At 34.6% G+C, this 26787-nt stretch carries 23 protein-coding genes; 11 read left to right on the forward strand and 12 right to left on the reverse strand.

The window, feature by feature from the left end:
• Positions 1 to 371 precede the first annotated feature (371 nt).
• The 3 genes from BW939_RS12970 to BW939_RS12980 all read left to right on the forward strand — a co-directional run bounded on the left by BW939_RS12970 (position 372) and on the right by BW939_RS12980 (position 3395).
• The gene (locus tag BW939_RS12970; protein ID WP_159439274.1) at positions 372 to 1331 is read left to right on the forward strand and encodes a T9SS type A sorting domain-containing protein; all 960 of its coding nucleotides are present in this window, start codon (positions 372 to 374) and stop codon (positions 1329 to 1331) included.
• 147 nt (positions 1332 to 1478) lie between these two features.
• Complete coding sequence (gene prfB / locus BW939_RS12975; RefSeq protein WP_076452444.1) at positions 1479 to 2591, forward strand: peptide chain release factor 2; 1113 nt, start codon at positions 1479 to 1481, stop codon at positions 2589 to 2591.
• Between the two features lie 87 nt (positions 2592 to 2678).
• Positions 2679 to 3395 carry a DedA family protein gene (locus BW939_RS12980; RefSeq protein WP_076452445.1) on the forward strand — a complete coding sequence of 239 codons (717 nt, stop codon included), beginning with the start codon at positions 2679 to 2681 and terminating at the stop codon, positions 3393 to 3395.
• Positions 3396 to 3797: 402 nt separating this feature from the next.
• Here BW939_RS12980 and BW939_RS12985 read toward each other — a convergent pair whose 3' ends face one another.
• Positions 3798 to 4658 (reverse strand): alpha/beta hydrolase, encoded by an 861-nt coding sequence (locus BW939_RS12985; protein ID WP_076452446.1) that lies wholly within the window; start codon positions 4656 to 4658, stop codon positions 3798 to 3800.
• A 254-nt stretch (positions 4659 to 4912) separates the two neighbouring features.
• Between BW939_RS12985 and BW939_RS12990 the strand changes: the two genes are divergently transcribed.
• Both BW939_RS12990 and BW939_RS12995 read left to right on the forward strand, forming a co-directional pair.
• Positions 4913 to 5797, forward strand: a complete 885-nt coding sequence (locus BW939_RS12990; RefSeq protein ID WP_076452447.1) for a DUF808 domain-containing protein — start codon at positions 4913 to 4915, stop codon at positions 5795 to 5797.
• A 75-nt stretch (positions 5798 to 5872) separates the two neighbouring features.
• Positions 5873 to 6799 (forward strand): acyltransferase family protein, encoded by a 927-nt coding sequence (locus tag BW939_RS12995; RefSeq protein ID WP_076452448.1) that lies wholly within the window; start codon positions 5873 to 5875, stop codon positions 6797 to 6799.
• A 131-nt stretch (positions 6800 to 6930) separates the two neighbouring features.
• Here BW939_RS12995 and dnaJ read toward each other — a convergent pair whose 3' ends face one another.
• From dnaJ to proS, 6 genes are all read right to left on the reverse strand, one after another.
• Positions 6931 to 8055, reverse strand: coding sequence for a molecular chaperone DnaJ (gene dnaJ, locus BW939_RS13000; protein ID WP_076452449.1), 1125 nt, complete (start codon positions 8053 to 8055; stop codon positions 6931 to 6933).
• Positions 8056 to 8130: 75 nt separating this feature from the next.
• Positions 8131 to 8667 carry a nucleotide exchange factor GrpE gene (locus tag BW939_RS13005; protein WP_076452450.1) on the reverse strand — a complete coding sequence of 179 codons (537 nt, stop codon included), beginning with the start codon at positions 8665 to 8667 and terminating at the stop codon, positions 8131 to 8133.
• 595 nt (positions 8668 to 9262) lie between these two features.
• On the reverse strand, positions 9263 to 10597 hold the full coding sequence (locus BW939_RS13010; protein WP_076452451.1) for an Nramp family divalent metal transporter: 1335 nt from the start codon (positions 10595 to 10597) through the stop codon (positions 9263 to 9265).
• A 115-nt stretch (positions 10598 to 10712) separates the two neighbouring features.
• Complete coding sequence (locus tag BW939_RS13015) at positions 10713 to 12005, reverse strand: OmpA family protein (protein ID WP_076452452.1); 1293 nt, start codon at positions 12003 to 12005, stop codon at positions 10713 to 10715.
• A gap of 268 nt (positions 12006 to 12273) precedes the next feature.
• Positions 12274 to 12663, reverse strand: a complete 390-nt coding sequence (locus BW939_RS13020) for a DoxX family protein (protein WP_076452453.1) — start codon at positions 12661 to 12663, stop codon at positions 12274 to 12276.
• A 123-nt stretch (positions 12664 to 12786) separates the two neighbouring features.
• On the reverse strand, positions 12787 to 14262 hold the full coding sequence (proS, locus tag BW939_RS13025) for a proline--tRNA ligase (protein ID WP_076452454.1): 1476 nt from the start codon (positions 14260 to 14262) through the stop codon (positions 12787 to 12789).
• A gap of 144 nt (positions 14263 to 14406) precedes the next feature.
• Between proS and BW939_RS13030 the strand changes: the two genes are divergently transcribed.
• Positions 14407 to 15483, forward strand: coding sequence for a prolyl-tRNA synthetase (locus tag BW939_RS13030; protein WP_076452455.1), 1077 nt, complete (start codon positions 14407 to 14409; stop codon positions 15481 to 15483).
• Between the two features lie 55 nt (positions 15484 to 15538).
• On the forward strand, positions 15539 to 16915 hold the full coding sequence (locus BW939_RS13035; RefSeq protein ID WP_084566667.1) for an OmpP1/FadL family transporter: 1377 nt from the start codon (positions 15539 to 15541) through the stop codon (positions 16913 to 16915).
• 73 nt (positions 16916 to 16988) lie between these two features.
• Here the strand turns inward: BW939_RS13035 and BW939_RS13040 are convergent, their stop codons facing one another.
• Positions 16989 to 17702: a ZIP family metal transporter gene (locus BW939_RS13040; protein ID WP_076452457.1), complete on the reverse strand. Its 714-nt coding sequence runs from the start codon at positions 17700 to 17702 to the stop codon at positions 16989 to 16991.
• Between the two features lie 59 nt (positions 17703 to 17761).
• A complete protein-coding gene (locus tag BW939_RS13045; protein ID WP_076452458.1) occupies positions 17762 to 18487 on the reverse strand; it encodes an SAM-dependent methyltransferase in 726 nt (241 codons plus the stop codon).
• A 180-nt stretch (positions 18488 to 18667) separates the two neighbouring features.
• On the opposite strand from BW939_RS13045, the gene BW939_RS13050 reads away from it, so the two are divergent.
• From BW939_RS13050 to BW939_RS13060, 3 genes are all read left to right on the forward strand, one after another.
• Complete coding sequence (locus BW939_RS13050) at positions 18668 to 19837, forward strand: THUMP domain-containing class I SAM-dependent RNA methyltransferase (protein ID WP_076452459.1); 1170 nt, start codon at positions 18668 to 18670, stop codon at positions 19835 to 19837.
• Between the two features lie 5 nt (positions 19838 to 19842).
• The gene (locus BW939_RS13055; protein WP_076452460.1) at positions 19843 to 20241 is read left to right on the forward strand and encodes a hypothetical protein; all 399 of its coding nucleotides are present in this window, start codon (positions 19843 to 19845) and stop codon (positions 20239 to 20241) included.
• A gap of 115 nt (positions 20242 to 20356) precedes the next feature.
• Positions 20357 to 21361: a glycosyltransferase family 2 protein gene (locus BW939_RS13060; protein ID WP_076452461.1), complete on the forward strand. Its 1005-nt coding sequence runs from the start codon at positions 20357 to 20359 to the stop codon at positions 21359 to 21361.
• Positions 21362 to 21725: 364 nt separating this feature from the next.
• Here the strand turns inward: BW939_RS13060 and BW939_RS13065 are convergent, their stop codons facing one another.
• On the reverse strand, positions 21726 to 22952 hold the full coding sequence (locus tag BW939_RS13065) for an aminotransferase class I/II-fold pyridoxal phosphate-dependent enzyme (RefSeq protein ID WP_076452462.1): 1227 nt from the start codon (positions 22950 to 22952) through the stop codon (positions 21726 to 21728).
• A 145-nt stretch (positions 22953 to 23097) separates the two neighbouring features.
• On the opposite strand from BW939_RS13065, the gene BW939_RS13070 reads away from it, so the two are divergent.
• The gene (locus tag BW939_RS13070; protein ID WP_076452540.1) at positions 23098 to 23556 is read left to right on the forward strand and encodes an Lrp/AsnC family transcriptional regulator; all 459 of its coding nucleotides are present in this window, start codon (positions 23098 to 23100) and stop codon (positions 23554 to 23556) included.
• Between the two features lie 6 nt (positions 23557 to 23562).
• On the opposite strand, the gene BW939_RS13075 is transcribed toward BW939_RS13070, so the two are convergent.
• Both BW939_RS13075 and BW939_RS13080 read right to left on the reverse strand, forming a co-directional pair.
• Positions 23563 to 24597, reverse strand: coding sequence for a bestrophin family protein (locus BW939_RS13075; RefSeq protein WP_076452463.1), 1035 nt, complete (start codon positions 24595 to 24597; stop codon positions 23563 to 23565).
• 82 nt (positions 24598 to 24679) lie between these two features.
• Positions 24680 to 26752 carry an alpha-ketoacid dehydrogenase subunit alpha/beta gene (locus BW939_RS13080; protein WP_076452464.1) on the reverse strand — a complete coding sequence of 691 codons (2073 nt, stop codon included), beginning with the start codon at positions 26750 to 26752 and terminating at the stop codon, positions 24680 to 24682.
• Between the last annotated feature and the right edge of the window lie 35 nt (positions 26753 to 26787).

Here is a 26787-nt window from a genome sequence, read left to right on the forward strand (position 1 = left end):
TTTTTTTTTGTCTTATTTGTGATGAACTTATGGTATGAAACAAATCATTTACTTGATGATTTTTAAATTTTAATTATTATTTTATTTGTTATAAAAATGATTTTTTTTTAATAAAAATGCACTTAATTAAGCTTTAGAGTATTAAATGAGTATCTTTTATGTTTTTTACTTTGCTTTTTTACATTAAATTTGTTTGTCTACTATATCTTTTTTTAGTGAATACTTTTTTTTAACGGGATGTATTTATTGACTATTTATTATCTATCAAAATTTAATATTTATAATATATAAATTAGATAAAGTCTTTAAAAATATACATTTTCGTAATCGTAGAATTAGCAAAAATAAAAATGAATCTAAATATTGTAACTATGAAAAAACAACTTCTTACTTTTGGGTTTGTTTTAGCTTTTGCAACTGCAGCTGCTCAAACTTACCAAACGCTTTCACTTTCGGGATTCAATGCAGATGTTATTGCAAACGGAACAGGTGCTGCTCTTACATCCACAAATGCAAGCTTGGATAAAGACACTGATAATTTTGCGTACATGTCTAAAGATTTCAAACTTACGGCTTCCTCAGCAACGCTCACTTACGGTTTACCCGAAAACGGATTGGTTACCTCAGCTGTAGCGGCCACAAGTGGTTTAACTTATCAATTGGCTCCTTATACAGCGAATAATTCACTAAGACTTCCGAATGCTAATGATGCAGGAACACTTACTCTTGCGGTTCCGGCGTCGGCAACTACACTCTATGTTTTGGCTGTAAGTGGTAGTGGTGCGTCCAGCGGTGAAATTACAATCAATTTCCAAGATGGTACAAATCAGGTTTTTGCTAATACAAATTTTCAAGATTGGTATGATGGTAATAATTTTGCCATTCAGGGTATAGGAAGAATCAATAGATCTTCAAATACCCTAGAAAATGGTGGAGGAACAAATCCTAGAATTTATCAAATTCCATTAGCGATTTCAGCTGCAAATCAATCTAAAATAATCAGCTCTGTTACCATAAAAAAAACATCAACTGCCGCCACGGTAATCAACGTATTTGCTATCTCTGCGCAAGGGCTAGTTTTGTCTGTTTCTGATGCAAACTTGGCAAAAAAACCATCAATTTATCCCAATCCTTTCACAGATGCAATCTATTTTGATGATATCAAAGATTTGTTATCAGTAAGTATTTTAGATTTTGCAGGTAGACCAGTAATAAAAGATATGCAACCGAAATCTCAATTGAACCTTTCGTTACTAGCAAAAGGAACCTACAATTTCGTTTTAAGGTTTAAAAGCGGAAAACAGACTTCTTATAAAATTATTAAAGATTAATTTTTATAGAAATGTGTTTTTGCTAGATTTAAAAATTCATCTTAATTCAGACTTCGGAAATTTTCTAAGTCTGATTTTTTTTTAGAAGAAATCTACAATATATAGTCGTGATTTTATCCGTAAATTTGCAATTCAAATTTTTATGTTTTGATCAACAACGACCAGATAAAAGAAATACAGTCAAGAATAGAAGATCTTCAAAAATATCTTCAAATTGATAAAAAGAAAATCGAGATAGCCAATGATGACGAAAAGACAGCTTCGCCAGATTTCTGGGATAACCCTAAAACAGCTGAGGTTTTTTTGAAACAACTTCGTTCTAAGAAAAAATGGGTAGAAGATTACGAAGAAATCAATTCGCAATTTGAAGATTTGCAGGTTTTACTAGAATTTGCAAAAGAAGATGCCGATTCTGAAAAGGAACTAGATGATACGTTCCCTCTTTTAGTGGAGAAAATTGAGAATCTTGAATTCAAAAATATGTTATCCAATGAAGGAGATGAGCTTTCTGCCGTACTTCAAATAACTGCCGGAGCTGGTGGTACAGAAAGTTGCGATTGGGCAGCAATGCTGATGAGAATGTACAATATGTGGTCAGAAAAGCAAGGTTATAAAATTCGGGAACTCAATTATCAGGAAGGGGAAGTAGCAGGTGTAAAAACCGTGACTATGGAAATTGATGGCGAGTTTGCCTTCGGCTACCTTCGTGGTGAAAATGGCGTTCATCGTTTGGTGAGAATTTCTCCTTTTGATTCTAATGCAAAGCGACATACTAGTTTTGTTTCGGTTTACGTTTATCCTTTGGTGGATGATACAATTGAAATTAATATCAACCCTGCAGATATTTCATTTGAAACCATGAGAAGTTCAGGAGCTGGTGGACAAAACGTTAACAAAGTAGAAACAGCAGTTCGGCTTCGCCACGCACCTACAGGAATTATCATTGAAAACTCAGAATCTCGTTCTCAGCTTCAAAATAAAGAAAAAGCGATGCAACTCTTGAAATCCCGATTGTATGAAATGGAATTGGAAGAAAGATTGAAAGCAAGAAACGAAATTGAAGCAGGTAAGATGAAAATAGAGTGGGGAAGCCAAATCAGAAATTACGTAATGCATCCCTACAAATTGGTAAAAGACGTACGCTCGGGCCACGAAACTTCAGATGTTGATGCCGTGATGAACGGAAATATTACCCCATTTCTTAAAGCATTTTTGATGGCAGATGGTACGGCGGTTTCAGACGATGATCTCGAATTATAAAATATCATGTTTACATTTACGTTAAAATATGCTAATATATTTTCAGCATAATTATATTAAGCTTAATTTTGTTCATCATCATTATTTATGGAAGATTTCAATAGCTGGAGAGATTTATTAAATCCCGAATTTTACATCAACATGGGTGGATTTTGGGTTATCTTATTCATTATTTTTGCCGAAACTGGCTTGTTTGTAGGTTTTTTCTTACCAGGAGATTCATTACTATTCGTATCCGGAATTTATGCAGTAGATATTATTTCTAAAACATTTGGTTCTACAGGAAGTGATTTTTTAGATACTACTTTGTTGTCTACAGCTGTTGCAATAGCTGCAATTGTGGGTAATCAAGTAGGATATTGGTTTGGCAGAAAAACTGGCCCTGCTCTTTATAAAAAACAAGATACTTTCTTATTTAAAAAGAAATATCTTTATCAGGCACACGATTTTTTCGAAAAAAATGGAGCCTTAGCAGTAATCATGGCGAGATTTTTACCCGTTGTAAGAACATTTATGCCTATTGTTGCTGGTATTGTAAATATGGATAAAAAAGCATTCCTCAGAGATAATATTATTGGTGGTATACTTTGGTCTTTCAGTTTGATTTTTGCCGGGCATTATCTTGATAAATTATTCATGGATCAATTCGGAATCAATCTAAAAGAGAAGCTTGAATTCATTATCATAATTATCGTACTGGTAACCACAGTTCCAGTAATCTTAAAATTCGTTTTCGGCGCTCCAAAAGAAAATCCGAAATTGGAAGATGAAACTTTAGATGAATTAATAGATAAAGAAAAATAACGAATAAAAACCTGCTTTAGCAGGTTTTTTTTATGTTTAAAAGTGTTCTGTATGTATCTAATTTTTTAACGATTGTTCGTTATATATCATAATTTAAAATAATTTGTTTTTCTTTGATAGGGTAGTGACTTTGTATAAATTAAAAAACAGTCAAAATGTATAATTCTTTGTTTGACTTTGCGTTAAATCAAGAATTATGAGAAATTACGGAGATACATTAATTTTTTTTAAATAACTTGAGTGGTAAAGTAAATACCTTAAATTGTTGGTTTAATAAAAAAAAAATTAATCCAATGTTTTGATTTTAAATTGATTACAGTATTGATAAATCGCAAATAGTGGCTAACGATTACAGATATATAGCCTATTTAAATTTCATCAAAATTATTTTTGAACATAGGGTTAATTCTTTATCCAATCTAAAATGTTTGGATAAATAATACGGTCTCTTTTTGTTTTATTAAAAAATCTGGGTGCATGCCCTGTATTTTGCATAAAAATCAATTTGTGTGGGATATTCATTTTAGTTAAAACGGAATCTAATGCTAAACCCTGCTTTTGATTAACCAAAAAATCTGTATTTCCTTGGAATAAAAGCGTCGGAACGGAAGAAACATTAGCAATCGGACTGGCTTTTTTAAATTCTAATGAAAGGTTTTTTCTTTTAAATTTTGTACCAACTACTTTTTGAATAGTGCCAGAAGTATATTTAGAATAAAAAGACTGTAAATACTCATCTGAATAGAAATCTGTAGGTCCACTCAAAGAAATTATTTTTTTTATTCTTTCAGGATTTTTGTAACCGTAAAGCAAAGCCAAGTGTCCGCCGGCACTTTCGCCCAAAATGATATAATTATTTGGAAGTAATTCTGATTTTTCTGCAAGTGAATTAAATTTTTCTATGGCAAGACCAATGTCTTCTAATTGTTCTCGATACGTTATGCCTTTTTTCACCAAGCGATAATTCATATTAATGCTAGGAATATTATTCTCAAAAAGCATTTTTTGTATTTGAATCATGTGTTCTTTTCTGCCATATTTCCACGCTCCTCCATGCACTATCAAAACCATAGGCGCGTTTTGTAAATAATTTTCGGGTAAAAAAATATCCATTTTCTGGTGTTTGTCTTCACCATATTTTAGGTTGTAAACTTTTTGAGAATTATTTCCTACCCAAACCCGAAATTTTGAATTACAGGAATTTAAAACCAAGCCAATCAATCCTAAAATAAAATAATGGTAATTGAGAATCAGTTTTTTCATTGAGTAAATTTACGAAAAACTTAAATGAATATAAATTGTTTGAAGATGGTTTTTGATAGGTCGATTTTTATAAGAAAAGAAATAATGCAATAAGAAATATCTTGTTTTAAATTTTAGTATAAAACCATTAAAAAAAATCGGAATTTAATATTATTCTTCAGAAATACTTAGAATTAAACTTTTTCAATCTGAGATTAAAACATTATTTTTGCTTAAGTTTTATTTTAACAAAACTTAAAAATATATTAAAATCTATGGCTTCAGGCTTTTTCGCACTACTTGATGATATTGCAGCGTTGATGGATGATGTGGCGGTAACCACTAAAATAGCAACAAAAAAAACTGCCGGAATTTTAGGAGATGATCTTGCCGTAAATGCTGAGAAAGCTACAGGATTTATGTCGTCAAGAGAAATTCCGGTTCTTTGGGCAATTACCAAAGGTTCGTTTTTAAATAAAATTATTATTCTCCCAATTGTATTTTTGCTTAATTGGCTTTATCAGCCGGCTATTAACTATATTTTAATTGTTGGAGCAATGTATTTGGCTTTTGAAGGGGTTGAAAAAATTATTGAATTTCTTTTCCATCGAAGTAAAAAGGGGCATGAAGTAATAGAAGAAGCAGAGGAGGATTCTAGATCTGCTGAAGAAATGGAAAAAGCAAAAGTGAAATCTGCCATTACTACAGACTTTATTCTTTCCCTAGAAATTGTGATTATCGCTTTGGGTACCGTGCTGGAAAAAAGCCATCCTTTCATTACTCAAATTCTTGTAACAAGCCTTGTTGCGATTGTTGCAACTGTTGGCGTGTATGGAATTGTAGCTTTAATTGTAAGGATGGACGATGCTGGTTTTAAATTAATCAAAAAAAGCAACGGAAAGGGTTTTATGTCAAAATTGGGTCAGTTTTTAGTTGATGCTTTGCCAGTTGTTATAAAATCCTTGGGTGTAATTGGTACAATTGCTTTAATCATGGTAGCGGGAGAAATTTTCGCTCATAGAATAGATTATCTACATCATGTTTTACCCAACTTGAATGCTACTTTGAAGCAGGTGATTTTCGGTTTAGTTGGCGGATTAATTGGAGTGGCTTTCTTTACTTTAGGTAAAAAAATCTACAGTCTCGTAGCCAAAAAATAAAATAGGTTAAATAATTATAAATAAAAATTTACGAAGATGTTTTAAGACGTTTTCGTAATTTTTTTTCCGTTGAAGATGAGAAGTTTAGCGCTAGATCTTTTGAAAATTCTACTCGCCATTTTTGTGGTTGGGTTACACATTCATTTTCTCAGAGATTCTTATCCTACGCTCAGTTATCTGCTTGTTAATGGGCTCTTTAGATTAGGTGTTCCTGTTTTTCTTATTATTACAGGCTACTATTTTTACTTCATTGATGATTTTTCTAAACTGAAAAAATGGCTTTTTAGAATTTTCCTTTTGTACGCGGTCTGGACGATTATTTACATTCCACTCTGGAAGGAAGGAGATGTAGTTTCTAATATCTTTTTTGGTTACCACCATTTGTGGTATCTAAATGGGACTTTGTTTGCCGGAATTCTTTTGTATTCTCTTAGAAATAAGAAGCAAAAACTCGTAATTTTCTTGCTGTTTTTATTTTTTTTAATTGGATATACCATTCAATATCTCGGAAATTCTCATTGTTTTAATGGGGAAATTGATGAGATTTTGAACTACTTTCCCGTATACAGAAATTTTTTATTTTTCTGTTTTCCGTTTTTGGCAATGGGTTTTTTGATTAAAAAGTACGAATTTGATGTAAAAAGAAACCCTTCATTGTGGTTGGTATTTATTTCGGTTTCTGTTGTCGTTGCCGAAGCTTCTGCCAATATTTATTTTCTAAAACTTTCTAAAAGGGAAAGTGTAGATATTTTATTTTCATTACTTTTTGCGTGTCCCATTTTATTTATTTATTTTAAAAATTTAAAAACTAAAACAGATGCAAAAATTCTGGCAAGTATATCAACAGCGATTTATTGTATTCATCCTTTGTTGATGTTTTATATTTATAAATCTGAAAATCCTTTTATCTTAATGCACTCTGATTTTATATTTATAAGTTCGCTCATCTTGTCGAGTTTGGGTTTGGTATTTTTGAATCAAAAAATTAAATATTTACTTTAAAATTAAATAGATATCAAACTAAAAAAAACATTTTACTAAGTTTTTTGTTTGAAATATTTAGCAAATATACTATTTGGAATAAGCTTAAATTTTAAATAAAAAAAGAGGCTAAAAAAAGCCTCTCTTATATTTTAATTAAATAAATCTTTCACTTTATCAAAGAAAGATTTTTCTTTTCCAGATGGTTCAGCTTCCATTTCTCCGCTGCTCATCTGTTTTTCAAAGAAATCTCTTTGTTCTTTATTCAGTCTTTGTGGCGTCCATACATTGATGTGTACAAACATGTCTCCTTTTCCGTAGCTATCAAGGCTTGGAAGTCCTTTTCCTGCTAATCTTAAAATCTTCCCAGATTGAGTTCCTGCATCTATCGTTATTTTTACTTTTCCGCCAACGGTAGGAATCTCTTTTTTGGTTCCTAGAGCTGCTTCAGAGTAAGAAACGTAAAGTTCTTGATGAAGATTGTCACCTTCTCTCTTGATTATTTGGTCTACTTCCTCTTCTACAATCACCAAAAGATCTCCCGGAATTCCGCCAAAAGGCGCATCATTACCTTTTCCTCTTACATTCAACTGGATGCCGTCTCTTGCACCAGCAGGAATGTTGATAGAGATTTCCTCTTCATCTTTTATTAGTCCTTGTGCATTGGCTCCTGCAGGAATTTTATCAGCAACTTTCCCGATTCCTTGGCAAGTTCCACAAGTTGTTTGCGTCTGCATCTGTCCGAACATTGTGTTCATTACTTTCATCTGAACTCCGGAACCACCACAAGTAGGGCAGGTTTTAGACGTTGCACCTTCTGCCATTTTCATCTTTTTGACTTTGATGGTTTTTTGTGTCCCGTTCACCATTTCTTCAAGATTAAGCTTGATTCTAATTCTTAGATTTGAACCTTTTATCTGCTGACGACCGCTGCTGCCACCTCCGCCAAATCCTCCGAAACCACCGCCAAAAATATCTCCAAATTGACTGAAGATATCTTCCATATTCATTCCGCCACCGCCGAAGCCACCGCCACCAAATCCTCCAGCACCGCTCATTCCGGCGTGTCCGTATTGGTCGTAGCGCGCTTTCTTATTATCGTCGCTCAGCACTTCATAAGCTTCTGCAGCTTCTTTAAACTTTTCCTCAGCTTCATTGTCACCTGGGTTTTTGTCCGGATGATATTTAATCGCCATTTTGCGGTATGCTTTCTTTATCTCGTCGGGTGATGCAGATTTGCTGATCTCTAAAACCTCGTAATAATCTCTTTTTGACATCTTTTTATGGGTAATTAGTAATGGTTAATAAGTAATTCTTTATTAGTCATAAACCGTTACTCGTTGCTTATATTTTTAGTTACCTGTTACTACTTTTGCGAACCTAATTACTTTTTCTCCTAAAGTGTATCCAGTTTCTATTATATCAACTATTTTTCCTTTCAAATCTTCAGATGGTGCAGGGATTTGAGTAATTGCTTCATGATAATCTACGTTAAAACCGTCTCCAGCTCTTACTTCTATAGGTTTTAAGCCTTTTTCGGTAAGTTTGTTTTTAAATTTCTGATAAATAAGTTCAACACCTTGCAGTTCTGCAGCATTTTCGTTTTTAGCAATTTCTTTTATAGCTCTTTCAAAATCATCTAAAACACCAAGCATAGACACCATCATTTCCTGATTGGCGTACTGGAAATAATCCATCTTCTCCTTAGATGTTCTTTTTTTATAATTTTCAAACTCAGCATAAAGACGAATATAACGATCTTTTTCTTGTGCCAAAACTTCCTCAATCGTAGGTTCTACTGTCACATTTTCCTCAGAAATTGTTTCGTTCTGAACTTTCACTTCTTCTTGTTGATTGATGTTTTCTTCGTTGATATCCTGATTTTCCATATTTCAATAACTTTTACAAACTGTTTTCACAAAGATTCTGCCAAAGAAAAAAAACGGACAATTAGGCAGAACTAGATACGAAAGACCCATGCTAAAAGTAAGAAGAGCTAAGTTTTCAAACATTTTTTGGGACACAATTTACTCCAAAAGTTGAAACTTATTTTTATAGAAACCATAAACTCATATTCCCAATTTAGTATCTAAAATATTATTTTTTTTGGGAGCTGATCCGGCTATTCGCTGTATCTTTTTTGTAACTGCTTCCGCTGTCGCTCCATCCGTCACAAAAAAGGATGCCGCTTCTATCCGGGCTATTGAGTAACTAGAAAGGAATGGGCAGAAAATAAAAAATTTCAATATGTACACAATTTGTTATAATTGATAATACAAAGTCCTAAATTTAAAATGTAAACTGAGCTTTCCAAATTGGCTTTAGCAATCTTAAAAAACAGTATTTGCTTGAAGATATTTGAAAATATTTGTTTTAAAATTAGAATTATAATATTTATCGTGCAATTCAATCAATTTTATCACAAAACTCTGGTAATTTCTAAAATAGCCGTTGTACAATAGATAATTTCACATCAGTTAGCATTTATTTCACCACAAAAGTTTGATACAAAAGATAAGTGTTCAAACCAATAATTATTGCGGCAATAACCCAGACACAAGATTTAAGAAATGGTTTATTGGCAAATTCGCCCATTTTAGCTTTATCATTCGTAAACATAACCAGTGGAACAACTGCAAAACTCAATTGCATAGACAAGATGACTTGGCTTAAAACCAAAAGATCAGTAGTTCCTTTTTCGCCATATATAATTGCTACAATTAAGGCAGGAATCACCGCAATTAATCTCGTTATTAATCTTCTTAACCAAGGTTTTAATCTGATATTCAAAAACCCCTCCATTACGATTTGCCCGGCCAAAGTTCCCGTGAGTGTAGAGTTTTGTCCTGAGGCCAAAAGCGCAATAGCAAAAGCTATACTCGCCATTGAAGCTCCCAAAATAGGGGTCAACATTTTATAAGCGTCATGAATATCTGCAACGTTTTTATTACCTGAGGTATGAAAAGTTGCTGCCGCTAGAATTAGAATCGCTGCATTGATGAAAAATGCAAGTATTAGTGAAACAGAAGAGTCTATAGTAGCAAATTTTATCGCTTCTTTTTTGCCTTTTTGTGTTCTATCGTAATCTCTGGTTTGCACAATACTACTATGGAGGTAGAGATTATGCGGCATTACTGTTGCACCGAGAATTCCGATGGCAATGTAAAGCATCGCAGGATTACTGATGATTTCTTTTTTAGGAATGAGTCCCCCAAAAATTTCATTTAAAGCAGGCTTTGAAATCACAAGCTCATATACAAAACATCCAAGAATAATGAAAATTAAACCTCCCACGATGCTTTCAATCCAACGGAAACCTTTTGCTTGAAGCAAAAGGATAATCAAAACATCAATCGTAGTGATTACTATTCCCCATGTCAGCGGTATTCCAAAAAGAAGATTTAAGGCAATTGCTGAGCCTATAACTTCAGCTAAATCGCAGGCTGCGATTGCAATTTCGCAAAACACCCAAAGAATAAAATTGGTTGTAGGGCTGAAATGATCTTTACATGCTTGTGCAAGATCTCTTTCTGCTACAATACCCAATTTTACAGACAAATGCTGTAAAATCATTGCAAAAAGATTAGAAATCAGAATTACCGATAGTAGTGTGTAGCCAAATTGTGCACCGCCAGCGATGTCGGTAGCCCAGTTTCCTGGATCCATATACCCTACAGCAATCATCAAACCAGGGCCCGCATAAGCAAGGTATTTCCTCCAAAAGCCTCCGTTTCTAGGGACTTTTACAGAAGCATAGACCTCCGGTAAAGAATTCATTGTTTTATCTTTTCGCCAAGCTTTTTTTAAATTTAAATTCATATTTGTTAGGACTGACTAACAAATATACTTAAATATGTATTAACTGTGCTGATTTTTAGATAGAAAAAATCCCGAAGATAATCTTCGGGATTAATTTTTATTGATTCTAAAGAATTTATTTTGCGAATCTTACAGACATTTTACGATCTGAAGATCTTTCATCATCAGAAGCTGTAGCGTCTACTTTTGCAAACTGACTTCCGTATCCTTCAGCACCTAAAACTTGTGCGCCTACACCGTTTTTATTCAACCAATCTTTAATGAAATTGGCTCTTGCTTTAGAGAGTTTTACATTGCTTGCTTCATTTCCGGTTTTATCTGTATAACCACCAATTTTAATTTTTGAATCTGGGAATGCTTTCAAAATAGCTGCTAAGTTTTGTAATTGAGCTTCAGAACCCGCTTCTAGTTCGGTAGAGCTGCCCATTTTGAAATTTACATGATCAAAATCGTACCAAGATTCTTTTAATGTAGCATCGTCGGCTGCATTTTTGTAGCCTTCAGATTTTAGAAATGCAATCATTTTATCTTCCATACCGCCTTTGTAACCTTTCAAAGCAACTCCGTTAAGGTCAATATTTTCTTCAGTACGTGTTGTTGATGGGCTGCTTACATCTCCAGAATTGTTAACTACCGTATCATTTTTTATTTCAGAAGAATCGTTTACTGTGGTTGCAGTAGTTGTTTCTTTTTTCTCACATTGTTTCCAAACAAAGTAACTTACTCCAAGTAGTAGTAACAAAGGCAAAAGCCATTTCCAGATAGAGCCACCTTCGTTATTATTTCTGTCGGGGAAAGTTCCTTCTTCAGCAATACTTCTGGTGACTTGCGCATGAGGTTTTTCGTTTACAATTTTTGTCGCAGGATTTTCGTTTCCTTCAAAACCATAGCCTTTCGCCCAGTTTCCAAGATTTAAAGAGGCAAGAGAAAGTCCAGCAGGAAGTAGACCAGAAATCAATCCTTTTTGTTCCGATAATAGATTTGAAATTCCGCTGCGATCAAGATTTTGATTTTGAGCAAATTTTGCCACAGAACCAGTTGCGGTTCCTGTAATAAGATTTAAAAGTGAACTTGCAGAACCAGAACTGATGCCTGCAAAAGAAGCTACCGAGCTAATAAGCGTTGGAAGTTGCTCGCCAAATAAAGGCTTTAATAAACTACTGATCCAGCTATTTTGCTGTGGGTTACCATTTAAATTAGATAAAAAATTTCCCGATTCTGTACTTGTAATAGCATCAAGTACTGAGGGATTGCTAGAGTTGTTTGCCAAACCGCCAAGCACTGCAGGTAAAAAAGCAGATATTGCTTTTGAAATTCCTGATTCGCTTTCTCCCAAATTTTGGGCAGTTTGAGATGTGAAAGCCGGACCAAGTTGGCTCTTGATAAGATCAATAAGGTTAATTGACATAATAATTTATTTTAAAGGTTAATGTGTTTGAAATATTTGCAAATATCAATTTGAGTAATTATTAAATTCATTAATAAAACCATTTGCAATATAAGATTTTTTAATAAATAAAATTATTTTTAATCAAATTATAGCAAATCTTCATTCATTACTATGTTTTTTGTGAATTTGAATTAGTTGAAATTCGCTTTTATAAATCTAATTTTAACTAAAAACAACTCTAAAAAGTTGTAAAAATGTATTTTAGGATTGTAAAATTAAAACTCAATTAATTCAACTTATTCTTTTTAGTAGAAAATAATGCCCATGCTATTAAAAGGGGCTGCATAAATAATCTTGCTAATCTTTTTGAGTCAGTATCTAAGGTGAAAGCGTCTCTTTTGTTGATGTATTGTGAAATATTTCCAGGAAAAACGGCAACAAAAAACATTGCGGCGACAATTCCCAATGTAGTTTGATGTTTTTTAGGAGATAAAATTAATGCAGAACCCAAGGCTATTTCTGCTATTCCTGAGTATAAAACAGTGTCATCTTTTTTTAAAGGAACCCAATCTGGTACCTGTGCTTGGAAATCTTTTCTTCCGAATGTAAGATGAGCTACTCCTGCTGCTACAAGCATTCCTCCTAAAGCGAATCGGGATATATTTTGAATGTTCATATTATATTTTTATTTGGTGTGAGTTTTTAAAATCAAGATTAGTACCAAATAGGCAATGTGTTTTTTTATATTAAACGAAAAAAGACCGCATAGAGCGATCTTTGTATTTAATAATTGGTATTTTTAATAAGCTTTAGCAAACAAAACTCTTCTGGCTGAAGGCTTTCCTGAGATAAGAGAAATTCCCTCTTCAACATCTTCATCCAAAGGAATACAGCGGATTGTAGCTTTGGTTTCGTTTTTAATTTGCTCTTCTTCTTCTGCGGTTCCATCCCAATGAGCGTAAATAAATCCACCTTTCTCTTCCAATACTTTTTTAAACTCCTCGTAAGAATCTACATTTGTAATATTTTCTTTTCTGAAATTTAGCGCTTTTTGGTAAAGATCAGTTTGTATTGTTTTTAAAAGATTTTCGATATGAGAATCTAAACCTTCTATAGAAACGGTTTCTTTTGTTAGATTGTCTCTTCTCGCGATCTCTACAGATTTATTTTCAAGATCTCTAGGGCCCATTGCAATTCTTACCGGAACTCCTTTTAGTTCATATTCAGCGAACTTCCAGCCTGGTTTATTATGAGTGTCATTATCAAATTTTACTGAAATTCCTTTTGCTTTCAATTTAGCCTGAATTTCCAATGCCACTTTACTGATTTCAGCCAACTGCTCATCACCTTTAAAAATAGGAACAATCACCACCTGAATAGGAGCTAAAGTAGGAGGTAAAACCAAACCTAAATCATCAGAATGCGTCATAATTAATGCACCCATTAAACGGGTAGAAGTTCCCCAAGATGTAGCCCAAGCGTGCTCTATTTTTCCTTCTTTATTTGTAAATTTTACGTCGAATGCTTTAGCGAAATTTTGTCCTAAAAAATGTGAGGTGCCTGCCTGAAGTGCTTTTCCGTCTTGCATTAATGCTTCAATACAATAGGTTTCATCTGCTCCAGCAAATCTTTCAGAAGGTGTTTTTAAACCCTGAATAACCGGCATTGCCATAAAGTTCTCTGCAAAATCCGCATATACTTTGTTCATTTTTTCGGCTTCTTCCACTGCTTCATCTTTAGTTGCGTGAGCAGTATGGCCTTCTTGCCAAAGAAATTCTGCAGTTCTCAAAAACAATCTTGTTCTCATTTCCCAACGTACTACATTTGCCCATTGATTAATAAGAATAGGAAGATCTCTGTAAGACTGAATCCAGTTTTTATAAGTGCTCCAGATGATGGCTTCGGATGTGGGTCTTACTATAAGTTCTTCTTCTAGTTTAGCCTCCGGATCAACGATTAGTTTTCCAGGATTGTCTGGATCGTTTTTTAGTCTGTAATGGGTAACTACCGCACATTCTTTAGCAAATCCTTCTGCATTTTTTTCTTCTGCCTCAAATAAGCTTTTGGGTACAAAAAGGGGGAAGTAGGCATTTACATGTCCTGTTTCCTTAAATTTTTTGTCCATTTCGTCACGCATCTTTTCCCAGATGGCGTATCCGTAAGGTTTTATAACCATACATCCACGTACTCCTGAGTTTTCTGCTAAATCAGCTTTTACAACAAGCTCATTATACCATTTGCTGTAATCGTCGCTTCTTGAGGTAAGTTTTGCCATTATTTTATAGAATTTTTTTAACTTTTTTTAATAACTGTAATCTAAAATAAAAAGTCTATTTTTGATAGAATTTTATACCGATTATTTGGTATGTTTTTGGTACAGAATGCAAATATAATTTAAATATAAAATTTTTACGTCATCATGAAAAGAAATATACATAAAAATTTGTTTGGAATGTTGAGATCAAAAGGAATCTTAGCTATTTCAAGTGGGTTGCTTTTAGTTTCTTGTGGAGCTCAGATGGGTGGCTACAGCGAGACAGACGGGGTTTATTATGATCCCAATAAAGATACATTACCTGAGGGAGTAATCGTTAAGCAAGGAAACAGAGTAGGAGAATATTACGATTATTATCAGGAAGATAACACAACGATTCAAAATGCACAAGCTACCAATCAGGAGCAGGCTAATCTTTATAATACTTGGAATACCAATTATAATCAAGGCGCTACAGATTCAGACTTTGGGAACTATGCTGGAAGCGAAACCAATTACTATGACAACTCATGGGGTTGGGGTGGCTGGGGCAGCCCTTGGGGAATGTATGGCGGTTGGGGTATGGGAATGTCTTTCGGCTGGGGCTGGGGCAACAACTGGGGTTGGGGCGGATACAGTCCTTACGGTTGGAACAATGGCTGGGGCTGGGGTTCTGGCTGGGGAATGGGTATGTATAATCCATACTGGGGTTACGGCTATCCTTACGGAGGCTGGGGTGCAGGTTATTATGGCGGAGGGTACTACGGAAATTATTACACACCTTACAACAGAAGAAGTGCAGCAAGCGGATACGGATTTACCAATAGAAACTCTACTATCGTAAGCAGAAATAGTGTTCCCGGAGCAGGTTTTAGAAACAGCAGCGGAAGCGGTTTTAGAAATTCAAACAGTGGAGGGTTTAGAAATCAAGGAAATTCAGGATTTAGAAATACTACAACTGGTGTAAGACCACAATCTGGATATAGACCACAAGGGCAAGGTGGTTTCCGAAACAATAGCGGAACAAGACCAAATTATAACAATCAATCGCAACCTCGTTACAATAATGGTAACAGCAACGGTGGTTTTAGAAATGATTCAGCACCTAGATCAAACGGTGGTTATACTTCGCCAAGCAACGGTGGTGGTTTCCGTGGTGGAAGCAGCGGTGGTTCTACTGGAGGAGGCGGTGGCTTCAGATCTAGCGGCGGCGGTGGCGGTGGTTTCCGTGGTGGCAGATAAAAATTAAGTTTCAACATATTCTACAATAATAATGTTAAAAAAATCTTTATTTATAATGAGCATTTCTGCAGCTTTCTTTGTACAGGCGCAGGATGTTTCATTGATCAGAAACACGCTGGACGTGTACTCGAATTCTCAGATTGGAGGTTCGGCAAAGTTTAATGCAATGGGAGGCTCAAACGGTGCTTTGGGAGGTGATGCAAATGCATTACTTACCAATCCGGCTGGTTTGGGAGTCGCTATCTCGGGAGAAGTTTCTGGAACAATTTCTATTATGTCCAATAAAAACACTTCAAATTATGCAGGATCTTCTTTCGGATACAAAGTAAATAATGCCGATTTGGGGAATGTTGGAGGTGTAATGACTTTTCAGCTGATGACCGAGAGTGCATGGAAGTTTGTCAACATTGGAGTAAACTTCTCAAACCAGTCACTGGATAATTACATCGAAACACCAGGCAATAGTAATTTAGTTTACGATTTTGATGCTACCAACAGTTCATCTTTGTCAAGACATGCTTACGACAGATACGGAACTTTGTCTAAAACAAGCTTCGGAGTTGGCGCAAACTATAATCACAGCCTTTACATAGGTATGGGCTTGAATTTTTCAAATGTGTCTCTAGATCAATCTGATACATCAGCCTTCCAATCTTTACAAAACGGAAGTATTGATAATTTCAGCAAGCAAAACACCCCTTATTTTGAGAGATCATCAGGTTTTTCAGCATCATTAGGGGTAATTGGTAAATTGGGACGTAATTTCAGATTGGGAGCAGCAGTCGAAACGCCTACGTTTTGGGATATAGACCGAAGTTATAATTTCTACAATGATCCTCAGTTAGGTGATGATTATGCTGTTGAGAATAGAAGACTGACATCTCCAATGAAAGCTACTGTGAGTGCAGCATTTGTTGCCAATAAAAATTTTTCGATGAATCTTGATTACAGTGTAGGTTTAACCAAACCAACGTATAAAGAATATGGTGGTGCAGAATCACAACTTAATAATTTCTTTGAAGACAATTATAAGAACGTATCTGAGGTAAAAGTAGGAGCTGAATACAGAGTTAAACAATTAAGATTAAGAGGAGGATATGCTTACAGTACAAACCCTTTTGACGCACTTACGGTAAGCCGTTTTGCTAACAATGGTGATGTGGCAGATCAATCTTATAGCAATTTGATGTTGAGTGATAAAAACGCTTTGTCTTTTGGTTTGGGATATGATTTTAAATCTTTCTATGTTGATGCGACCTATCAAAACATTAGCTCAAAATTCAGCAACCCTTTATTGTATGGTGAAGTAGGTGGTGGTTTGGAAGATGGTTATTATTCTCCCACAAGATTAATCAGCAGTTCATCCTACGTTGTTTCTGATGTGAAAAACGTAATCAATAATTTCTATTTAACATTCGGCTGGAAGTTTTAAAAACGAATCAGTTTATTATAACAAAAGCTCTGCAAAATTAATTTGCAGAGCTTTTGTTTTATTAAATTAGATATTAATGATGATCATGACTATGAAACAAATGCATCACCAACGCTAAAGAAACACCCACGATGACCAAACCAATTTTAGACCAGTCGATATTGTGATTTTTATTACTTTCGAATATAATTACCGACGAAATATGTAAGAAAATCCCGCCAACTACAGCAAGGAAATACGGTTGCCATTCTGGATTAAAATAGTTTCCTAAAAACATACCGAAAGGCGATGCCAAAGCAAATAAAGCTACAATCAGCATAGATGGATAAGAAACCTTTGAACCCTTTCTATTGAACAAAAAAGCTCCCAAAATAAAAGAAATCGGGAGATTGTGAAAAACAATTCCCATTAAATAAGGCGAAAACGGATTTTTTTCATTTGCCAAAGGAATTCCCTCGATAAAAGCATGAATAAACAACCCAACCATCAAAGCCATTGGAAGAATATTGCTTTCGCTGTGATGGTGAAAGTGGCCATGCTCAAAGCCCTTTGTAAGCGCTTCTAGAATCATCTGTAAAAGTACGCCACCGATGACAAAAATACCAAGATTTATCCCGAACTCGCTGTTATGATGGTACACCTCAGGGAAAACTTCATTAAGGCAAATGGTAATTAAAAAACCAGCACTTAAGATCAAAAGATTTTTGGAAAACTTTTCTTTCTGCCCGAAATATTTACCCAGAAAAACACCGGCAACAACACTTAAAATAAGTAAAACGACAATCATATTAGATAATTGTAAATAAAATATTGGTTACCATTCCTAAAACAAAATTGCATTTAGGATTATTTTTTCTTAAATAAATTAATACACCTCGGCGAAACTTCTGCATCAAAATCATTCAATTGATAATCGCCCCAGATTTTTACGCGCTCAAAACCATTGTCTTCAGCATATTTTTGTATAGAATCAGGAGTGTGAAGTTTTACTTTTTCAAAAAAATTAAAATCTTGTCCGTCTGCAGAAAACTTGATGTCTTTTACAATGTGCTGATCCTCAATTTTCTTAGAAATTGTAAAATCAATTCCGCCACGCTGAATTTCAGCATCAGAAACAATCGTTTTTCGAACGTAGTTTTCGTTTAAATAATCGAGAACAAAAAAACCATCAGATTTTAAAACATCAGAAACAGATTTGAATACTTTGCGGTCATCATCCTGAGAATCAAAGTAACCAAAACTTGTAAATAAATTAAAAACCGCATCCACTTTAGAATGAGCAACCGTGTCTCTCATGTCATGAACTTTGAACTGTAGATTCTCGTTCTCAAATTGTTGGTTGTGCTCGATGCTTTTTTTAGAAAGATCAAGTCCTAAAACTTTGTAGCCCAATTTATTCAAAAAAACAGAATGCCTTCCCTTGCCACAAGCAAGATCAATAATCTCTGAATTTTTTGGGAGTTGCAACTCTGCTGTAAGCTGAGTGATGAAGTTTTCTGCTTCAGTATAATCTCTGTTGCTATAGAGAATATGATAATAAGGTGTGTCAAACCAAGATTCAAACCATTCCATTTTGCAAAAATAGTGATTTTAGTTGGATGAAGGATGAGAGAATTTGGATGTTTCTTTGTGATTTTCAGATCAGGCTTTTGGTAAATCAAAAGTTTGTAATTTTAAAACAAATAGTATTATATTTTTAATCATCCTTGATTAGAAATCTACTGCCAGACAAAAATTACCTATTTTTGCAAAATGAATACAGAAAATTTAAAAATACAGATAAAAACTTTTTTCGGACTTGAGCAGATTCTTTTTGAAGAAATCAAAAAACTCGGAGGCTCAAATGTAGAGCTGAAAAACCGTGCCGTGAACTGCGAAGGAGATCTTGGCTTTTTATATAAAATAAATTATTCTGCCCGTACAGCACTCAAAATTTTGGTTCCAATTTTTGAGTTTAAGGCTTTTAATCAGCATCAGTTTTACAATAAACTTTCGCAGTTCCCTTGGGAAGATTTTTTGGATGTGGACCAGACTTTTGCCATAGATTCTACCGTGAATTCTGATACATTCAAACATTCTCAGTTTGTAACTCTTAAAATGAAAGATGCGATTGTTGATTATTTTCAGGAGAAGTTTAAAAAAAGACCCAATATTGAAACCAGAAGTCCAGAAATCAAATTTCACTTGCATATAGACAGAGAATTGGTAACCATTTCTATGGATTCTTCTGGGGATGCTTTATTTAAAAGAGGATACAGACGCGAGCAGGGCGAGGCGCCAATTAATGAAGTTTTAGCAAGCGGAATGCTGCAATTGGCAGGCTGGGACGGAAAAGGAAATTTCCTTGATCCGATGTGTGGTTCGGGAACGATTTTGATTGAGGCTGCGATGATTGCACTTGATCTTCCGGCTCAGATTTTCAGAAAAAGATTTGCCTTCCAGAATTGGAATAACTATGATGCAGATTTATTCACAAAAATAAAAGAAGTGCGCATCAACCGTGTAAGAGAATTTACGGGAAAAATTGTGGGTTACGATATTGACGGAAAAATGCTGAATGCTGCAAGAACCAACATAGAATCTGCAGAAATGGAAGATATCATTGATGTGAGAAGACAAGATTTCTTTGAATCTAAAAAAGATCTATTCCCGTTATTGATGGTTTTTAATCCTCCTTACGACGAGAGAATTTCTATTAATGATGATGATTTTTACAAGAAAATTGGGGATACTTTTAAAAGCAGTTATCCTAATACTTTAGCATGGCTCATTTCTTCGGATCTGGATGCCCCAAAGAAGATAGGGTTGCGACCTTCAAGAAAAATAAAACTCTTCAACGGAAAACTGGAAACCAGATTTTTGCAGTACGAAATGTATGAAGGAACGAAAAAGTTGCATAAACTAGAGAATAAAGAAGAATAAAATCTATGCCTTTTGACTTTTTTGACGGCTTAGGATTTATTGGTGATCTGTTGAGTTTCTGCGGAAGTTCTTCAGATGCTAAATCTCTTTATGAAAAAGAAAAGTCAAACAAAAAATCAAAATATATTGTAGAATGGTGGAGCGGAAGTTTACTTTTATTATCTACCATTCTGTTTTTTTTCGTTTTTAAAAATCCCTTACCAACAGAAAATTCTATACAGACTTTCATAGTTTGTTCACTAATAGGATTTGTGATTTCTTTTGTCGTGTTTTTTATTCTTTATCATTTGGGACTTTATTATTTTAAAAGTTTATTCAAATTATTGTTTCTGAGTTGCGCAATTATTTTATTTTCAGTTGCGATTGTCTTATTGATTTATTTTAAATCAGGGATGTTTATATAGGAATAAAAATCTGTTACGTCTTAGCAATCAGTAGAAATTTTCGTTTTATATTTTAATTAACGGTAAACTGTTTGTAAGTTCATTCACGAATAATTAATTTTGGAAAAAATTCCATTTGAGCCCAACCATTTCCATCGTCGTTGCTATATTTAACCGAAAAGACGAGCTTTTCGAACTTCTCAATTCATTAACCTTTCAAACTGATAAAGCTTTTGAAATTATTATTGTTGATGATGGTTCTTTTATTGATCTGAAACCTACCATTGGTAATTTTGAGGGGATTCTGGATATTAAATATTTCAGAAAAGACAATTCCGGTCCCGGTTTGTCGAGGAACTACGGTTCAAAAAGAGCTTCCAACGAATGGCTTGTTTTTGTAGACAGTGATGTGATTGTGGAGAAAGATTATATTCAAAACATCAAAAAAGATATTCTCACGATTCCGTGTGATGCTTTTGGTGGGGCAGATAAGGCGCATAAAGGCTTTAATCTGATGCAGAAAGCAATTTCTTATTCAATGACATCTGTTTTCACGACGGGAGGAATCAGAGGGAATAAAAAAGCGGTTTCAAAATTTCAGCCCAGAAGTTTTAATATGGGAGTGAAGAAAGAGGTTTTCGAGAAAGTAGGAGGTTTTTCTGAAATGAGAATCGGTGAAGATCCGGATTTATCAATGACGCTTTGGGAAAATGGTTTTTCAACTGCGTTTTTTGATGATATTGCAGTGTATCACAAACGTCGTGTAGATTTTGGTAAATTTTCAAAACAAGTCTACCAATTCGGTTGTGCAAGACCAATTCTTAATCAAAGACATCCGAAATATGTGAAAATTTCTTTTGCATTTCCAACGCTGTTTTTGTTGGGATATATTTTAGGATTTATAGAATATTTTATTTTTGGAAGAGGAATTATTTTGGCATTTTACGGGCTCTATACTTTCCTGGTTTTAATTCATGCAATGATCGTTACAAAGAACATAGCAATCGCCGGAATGGCAGTGATCTCAACCTACATTCAAATGTTTTCTTATGGCTACGGTTTTTTAAAATCGTGGATTTTGCTGAATATTTTCAGAATGAAACCTGAAAACGCATTTCCAAAACATTTTCATAGATTTTAAATATGCTTTTATCTTTGATAGGTGAGTTATTCAGAAAGTAAACACGATAAACTGCTTCCCAAAACTTAAAGCATTTGCTTCATCAAATCAACTTTTTGATTCCTCTTTGCTCCTTAAATAATAATGATAAGATTTAAATCTTTGCGTTAAAACTATATGACAACTAATGAAGTTTTTACTTTCAATTTTATCGCAAAGTTTTTTGTTGTAGTATTATTTTAGAAAGGTAAGGCAATAAATTGCTTCGCAAAGCTTGAAAAATAGTTTATAAAATCCACTTGTTGCTCTACAAATTGATGTTTTGTAGATTTATAAAACGTACAAAAAAAACAAATGCTGTTGAAAGTTCAACAGCATTTTTCAATCAAGATGTAAAAATAGTTTCATGGTGTAGAACGCCAGTTTTGATCATGCATTCTTTCATTTTTTTATAGGTTCGTTCGATGTCGTGGTCTAGACCTATTGAAAATCGTATGAGTCCGTCAGAAATCCCCATTTCCTCTCGTTCTTCTTCAGGTATTTCGGATGATGTTGAGCTTCCGGAACACGAGAATAATGTTTTGTAAAATCCTAAACTTACCGCAAGATATCCAAGGTTTTCGCGCTGCATCATTTCCATCAATTCGTTTGCTTTTTCAGTTGTTCCGGCGTCTACAGTGAGAAGTCCTCCAAAACCATATTCTTTCTGCATCATGCTCTTCATCAGCTCATGATTTTTGTGAGATGGTAAACCAGGATAAGAAACTTTTAAACCATCATTTTCAAATCTTTCAGCAAGATATAGTGCGTTGTGGCTGTGCTGTTTCATTCTAATGTGAAGCGTTCTCAGGTTTTTAAGGATACTTGCAGACCTGAAGCTGTCCATCGTTGGGCCAAGAAGCATACAGGCTCCGTTATTTACGTTTTTTGTATCATTAATAAATTCTTGTGTACCACAATAAACTCCGCCAACCGTATCACTGCTACCATTAATAAATTTAGTTAAACTGTGAATGACAATATCAGCACCTAAAAGACTTGGTGAAATGGAAAGCGGAGAAAAAGTATTGTCTACTATAAGTTGTAAGTTGTGTTTTTTACATATATCTGAAAGTGTTCTAAGGTCAGCAACCTCCAGCAGCGGATTGCTCACACTTTCGCAATATATTATTTTTGTGTTGGGCTGAATAGCATTTTCAATCGACTCAAAATTATTGATGTCTAAAAAAGTGGTATCAATATTGAACGGTGGAAGGAAGTTCTTTAAAAAAGCGTATGTTCCGCCATAGATGGTTCTGCTGGAGATGATATGATCACCACTTTTACAAATCTGCATCAAAACTGATGTAATCGCACCCATTCCAGAAGCGGTAACGTTTGCGGTTTCCGTGTTTTCCATTTTGGCCAATGCCTGAGAAAGATACAGATTCATTGGTGAAGAATGTCTTGAATAGAGATAACAACCGTCTGCATTTCCTTCAAAGGTATCAAACATGGTTTTCGCAGATAAGAAAGTGTATGTAGAACTGTCTGAAATTGATGGGTTTACTCCGCCAAATTCTCCGAAATATTGCAAATCCTGAATTTCGTTTGCCGCATTAAAATGATCCATATTATTTTTGTTTTAAAAATGAATCTTTTTATATTTTATTACAACAAAATGTTTGAAATTTAGATTTTAAATCTATTTAATTAATGTTTAAATGATAAAAAGTCTATTTAATTTAAATTTTATAAATTTAACCAAAAAAATTTCTATGCAATTTGACGAAACAGATAAAAAACTACTGCTTTTTCTACAACAAGATTGTAAACAAACCACCAAAGAACTGTCTTATAAACTCGGTTTGTCTATTACTGCAGTGTATGAACGTATCAGAAAGCTTGAAAACAATGGGGTGATCTCCAAATATGTGGCCATTTTAGACAAGACAAAAATTGATAAAAATTTTATTATTCTTTGTCATGTAAAACTGACTCAGCACAAAAAGGAATATGTACTTCGTTTTGAGAAGGAAGTAATGACGTTAGATGAGGTTACAGAATGCTTCCATGTAAGTGGTGATTATGATTATATTCTTAAAATATGTGTAAAAGACATGGCAGATTATCGTAATTTTATGCTGACCAAGCTTACAACAATTCAGCACATTGCGAGTACACAAAGTTCATTCACTATTTCTGAAGTGAAAAATACGACCGAATTGGTATTGTAATTTAACTTAAACTAAGACTCCATTTTTAGAAGCAATCGGTTCCGGAAGGTCATCATGTTCGCCGGTCATTTGTAAAAGATCAATCTCAATAGTGCGACAAATAGAAAGCATAGGAATATCAAACATGAGTCCTTCAAAAGGGTTTTCAGAATAATCTCCTACCAATTCCATAATGATATAAATCCAACCGATTGTAATACAAAATGGGATAGAAGCCCAGATTCCCCAATCTCCTAATTTTGCAAATTCACTCACCAAACCTAACGGAAGAAGCATAATGAAAATAATATTAAAGACAAAAGCGGTACTGGCAAACTGTCTCGGAAGCGGAAATTTTTTAATTCTTTCTGCTTGTCCTTGTAATGCGTAAAATTCTGTAAGACAATCTTGTAGCTGTATCTGGTTAAAATCTGAAATGGCTTTTGTGTTTTTTAAATCATTGATGTCTTTTGCTTGTTGAGAGATAAGATATGTAGCAAAATTTTTGTATTGAGATTGCAATTCGCACTCTTCTTCAGAAAGATATTTATTAAGAAAAATGGGAGTTCTTCCGTAATCTGGAAATCCTGCTTTAATCAATCTGTTTCGATTATGATCTGTGTTTTTTAATTTATCTTCTTCAATTTTGATGTGTTCCCATTCTACAGGCACCAAACTCTGCTCCCGAAAAGCGTACAACCATGCGATGTGACGATATACAATTTTTTTTCTGCGTTCGTCAAGATCAAATTTCCCCACTTTATCATTAGTTGTATCGAATGCATAGACCATTGAAGCAAAAGAACGACTTGTATTAACGATTCCGCCCCATATTTTTCGGGCTTCCCACAATCTTTCATAGGCTTGATTGTTTTTGAAACCCACCAAAAAAGCTTCCGCAGTACCAATCAAAGCTACAGCAACCCAGGGAATAGTCATCCATTCCCATTTATAAATATGAAAAATAACAGCAATCAACGTGCACCAGATTGAAATGACGATAACATGAAATCCGGATAAGTTAAGAACTTGTTTGTAATTGACGTATTTGGTAGTAATCATTAGTATTGAGACTGAGTTTTAAAGAAATAAATGTACAAAAAAAACCTCCGTTGAAAGAGGTTTAAAAATTTTTTCAAGAAAATTAATATTTCAGCATTTCGTCGATTTTTTTCGAGAGCTTTTCAGCATTCGGAAGCATTTCTTTTTCTAAAATTAAATTAATAGGAACTGCCGGTGTATCAAGCGATCCCATTGTTTCTACCGGAGCGTCAAGATATTTAAAGCAGTTTTTAGAAATACGGTGCGCAAAAGCTTCAGCGAAAGAATTATTCAATTGTTCCTCAGTTAAAACGATACATTTTCCGTGTGCTTTTACTCTTTCAAAAACCAATTCTTCATCCAAAGGAATGATGGTTCTTAAATCAATAACTTCTACTTTTCCTCCGAAGTTTTTTACGGCTTCTTTTGCCCAGTAAACGCCCATTCCGTAAGTGATTACTACAACAGTATTTCCTTTTTTAATTTCGTTTTCATCAGCGTTGATGACGATTTTTCCTTTTCCGAAAGGTAAAATATAATCTTCTGCAGGTTCAATGGTTTTTGCATCTTCAGTACCCGGAACTTTGCTCCAATACAAACCTTTATGTTCCAGCATTACCACCGGATTCGGATCATAGTAAGCGGCTTTTAATAAACCTTTAAAATCGGCTGCATTGCTTGGATAAGCGATTTTTATCCCTTTAATGTTAGCTAAAATACTTTCAACACTTCCGCTGTGGTAAGGTCCGCCACCGCCGTAAGCTCCAATAGGAACTCTGATGATATTGCTGATAGGAAATTTCCCGTTGCTTAAATAATTAGATTTTGAAATCTCCGTAATCAACTGATTGATTCCCGGATAAATATAATCTGCAAACTGAACTTCAACAATCGGTTTCAAACCAACTGCACTCATACCAGTTGTAGAACCAATGATATAAGCTTCCTGAATTGCCGTATTGAAAACCCTTTTGCTTCCGAATTTCTTTCCTAAAGTTACCGTCTCACGGAAAACTCCACCTATTCTTTCGCCAACGTCCTGTCCGTACAGTAAAGCTTCAGGATGTTTCCACATAATCTCCTGAATTGCGTGAATAGCTGCATCAACCATTACTATTTTTTCGCCACCTTCAGGTTCGCGGGTTCCCACCTCTTCCGTAATTGGAGTAGGTGCGAAAATATGTTGCATCACGGTTTCAGGCTTCGGATCTTCTGCTTTTTGAGCTTTTTCAAATGCTTCCTCAGCTTCCAATCTAGCCTTTTTTGTGATTTGCTTTAATAATTCTTCGTCTGCACCAGATTCAAGCAAATGATTTCTTAGGATTTCTCCCGGATCTTTTGCTCTGTGCTTGGTTAAATCTTCCTCATCTCTATAGAATTCTCTTCTCACACCAGAAGTATGGTGACCAATCAAAACTGTTTTTGCACAAACAACTAAAGGTTTTCTCTCGGCTCTTACAAAGTCCACCGCTTTTTTCATTACGTCAAAACTTTCAGCGAAATTGGTTCCGTCAACTCTCATTCTTCCTAAACCTTCAAACCCGGCTACGAAGTCATAAGCGTCACAAGTTCTGGCTTCTTCTTTGGTTACAGAAATTCCCCATTCGTTATCCTGAACCAAGAAAATAATCGGTAACTGGTGCAAAGCTGCAAACTGAAAAGCTTCACTCACTTCGCCTTCCGTCACAGAATTGTCTCCCAAACTACAGATTACGACAGGGTTGTTTTCAAATTGTTCTAAATTAAAATCCTGAATATATTTGATTCCCTGCGCAACTCCGGTTGTAGGAATTGTCTGCATTCCGGTCGCGGAACTTTGGTGAATGATCTTCGGCATATTTTCGTTTCTGCTCGAAGGGTGAGAATAATACGATCTTCCGCCTGAAAAAGGATCATCAGCTTTAGCCAGTAATTGAAGCATTAACTGATATGGTTCAAAGCCAATTCCCAACAAAATACTTTCATCTCTATAATAAGGCGAAACCCAGTCTTCTTTTTTCAACTGATAAGCCGTTGCCAACTGAATAGCTTCATGCCCTCTTGAAGTACTGTGTACATATTTGCAAACATTTCTGTTTTCCTCATAGATATCTGCCATTGCTTTGGCAAGCATCATGTGGTTGTAAGCTTTAAGTAAAATATCCTGTGAAACTTTTTCGTGAAGTGTATTTTCCATAGAAAGCAAAGATAAACATAATTTGGATTTCAAAA

Origin of the sequence: Chryseobacterium piscicola (assembly GCF_900156685.1) — a bacterium.
Lineage (GTDB): Bacteria > Bacteroidota > Bacteroidia > Flavobacteriales > Weeksellaceae > Chryseobacterium > Chryseobacterium piscicola.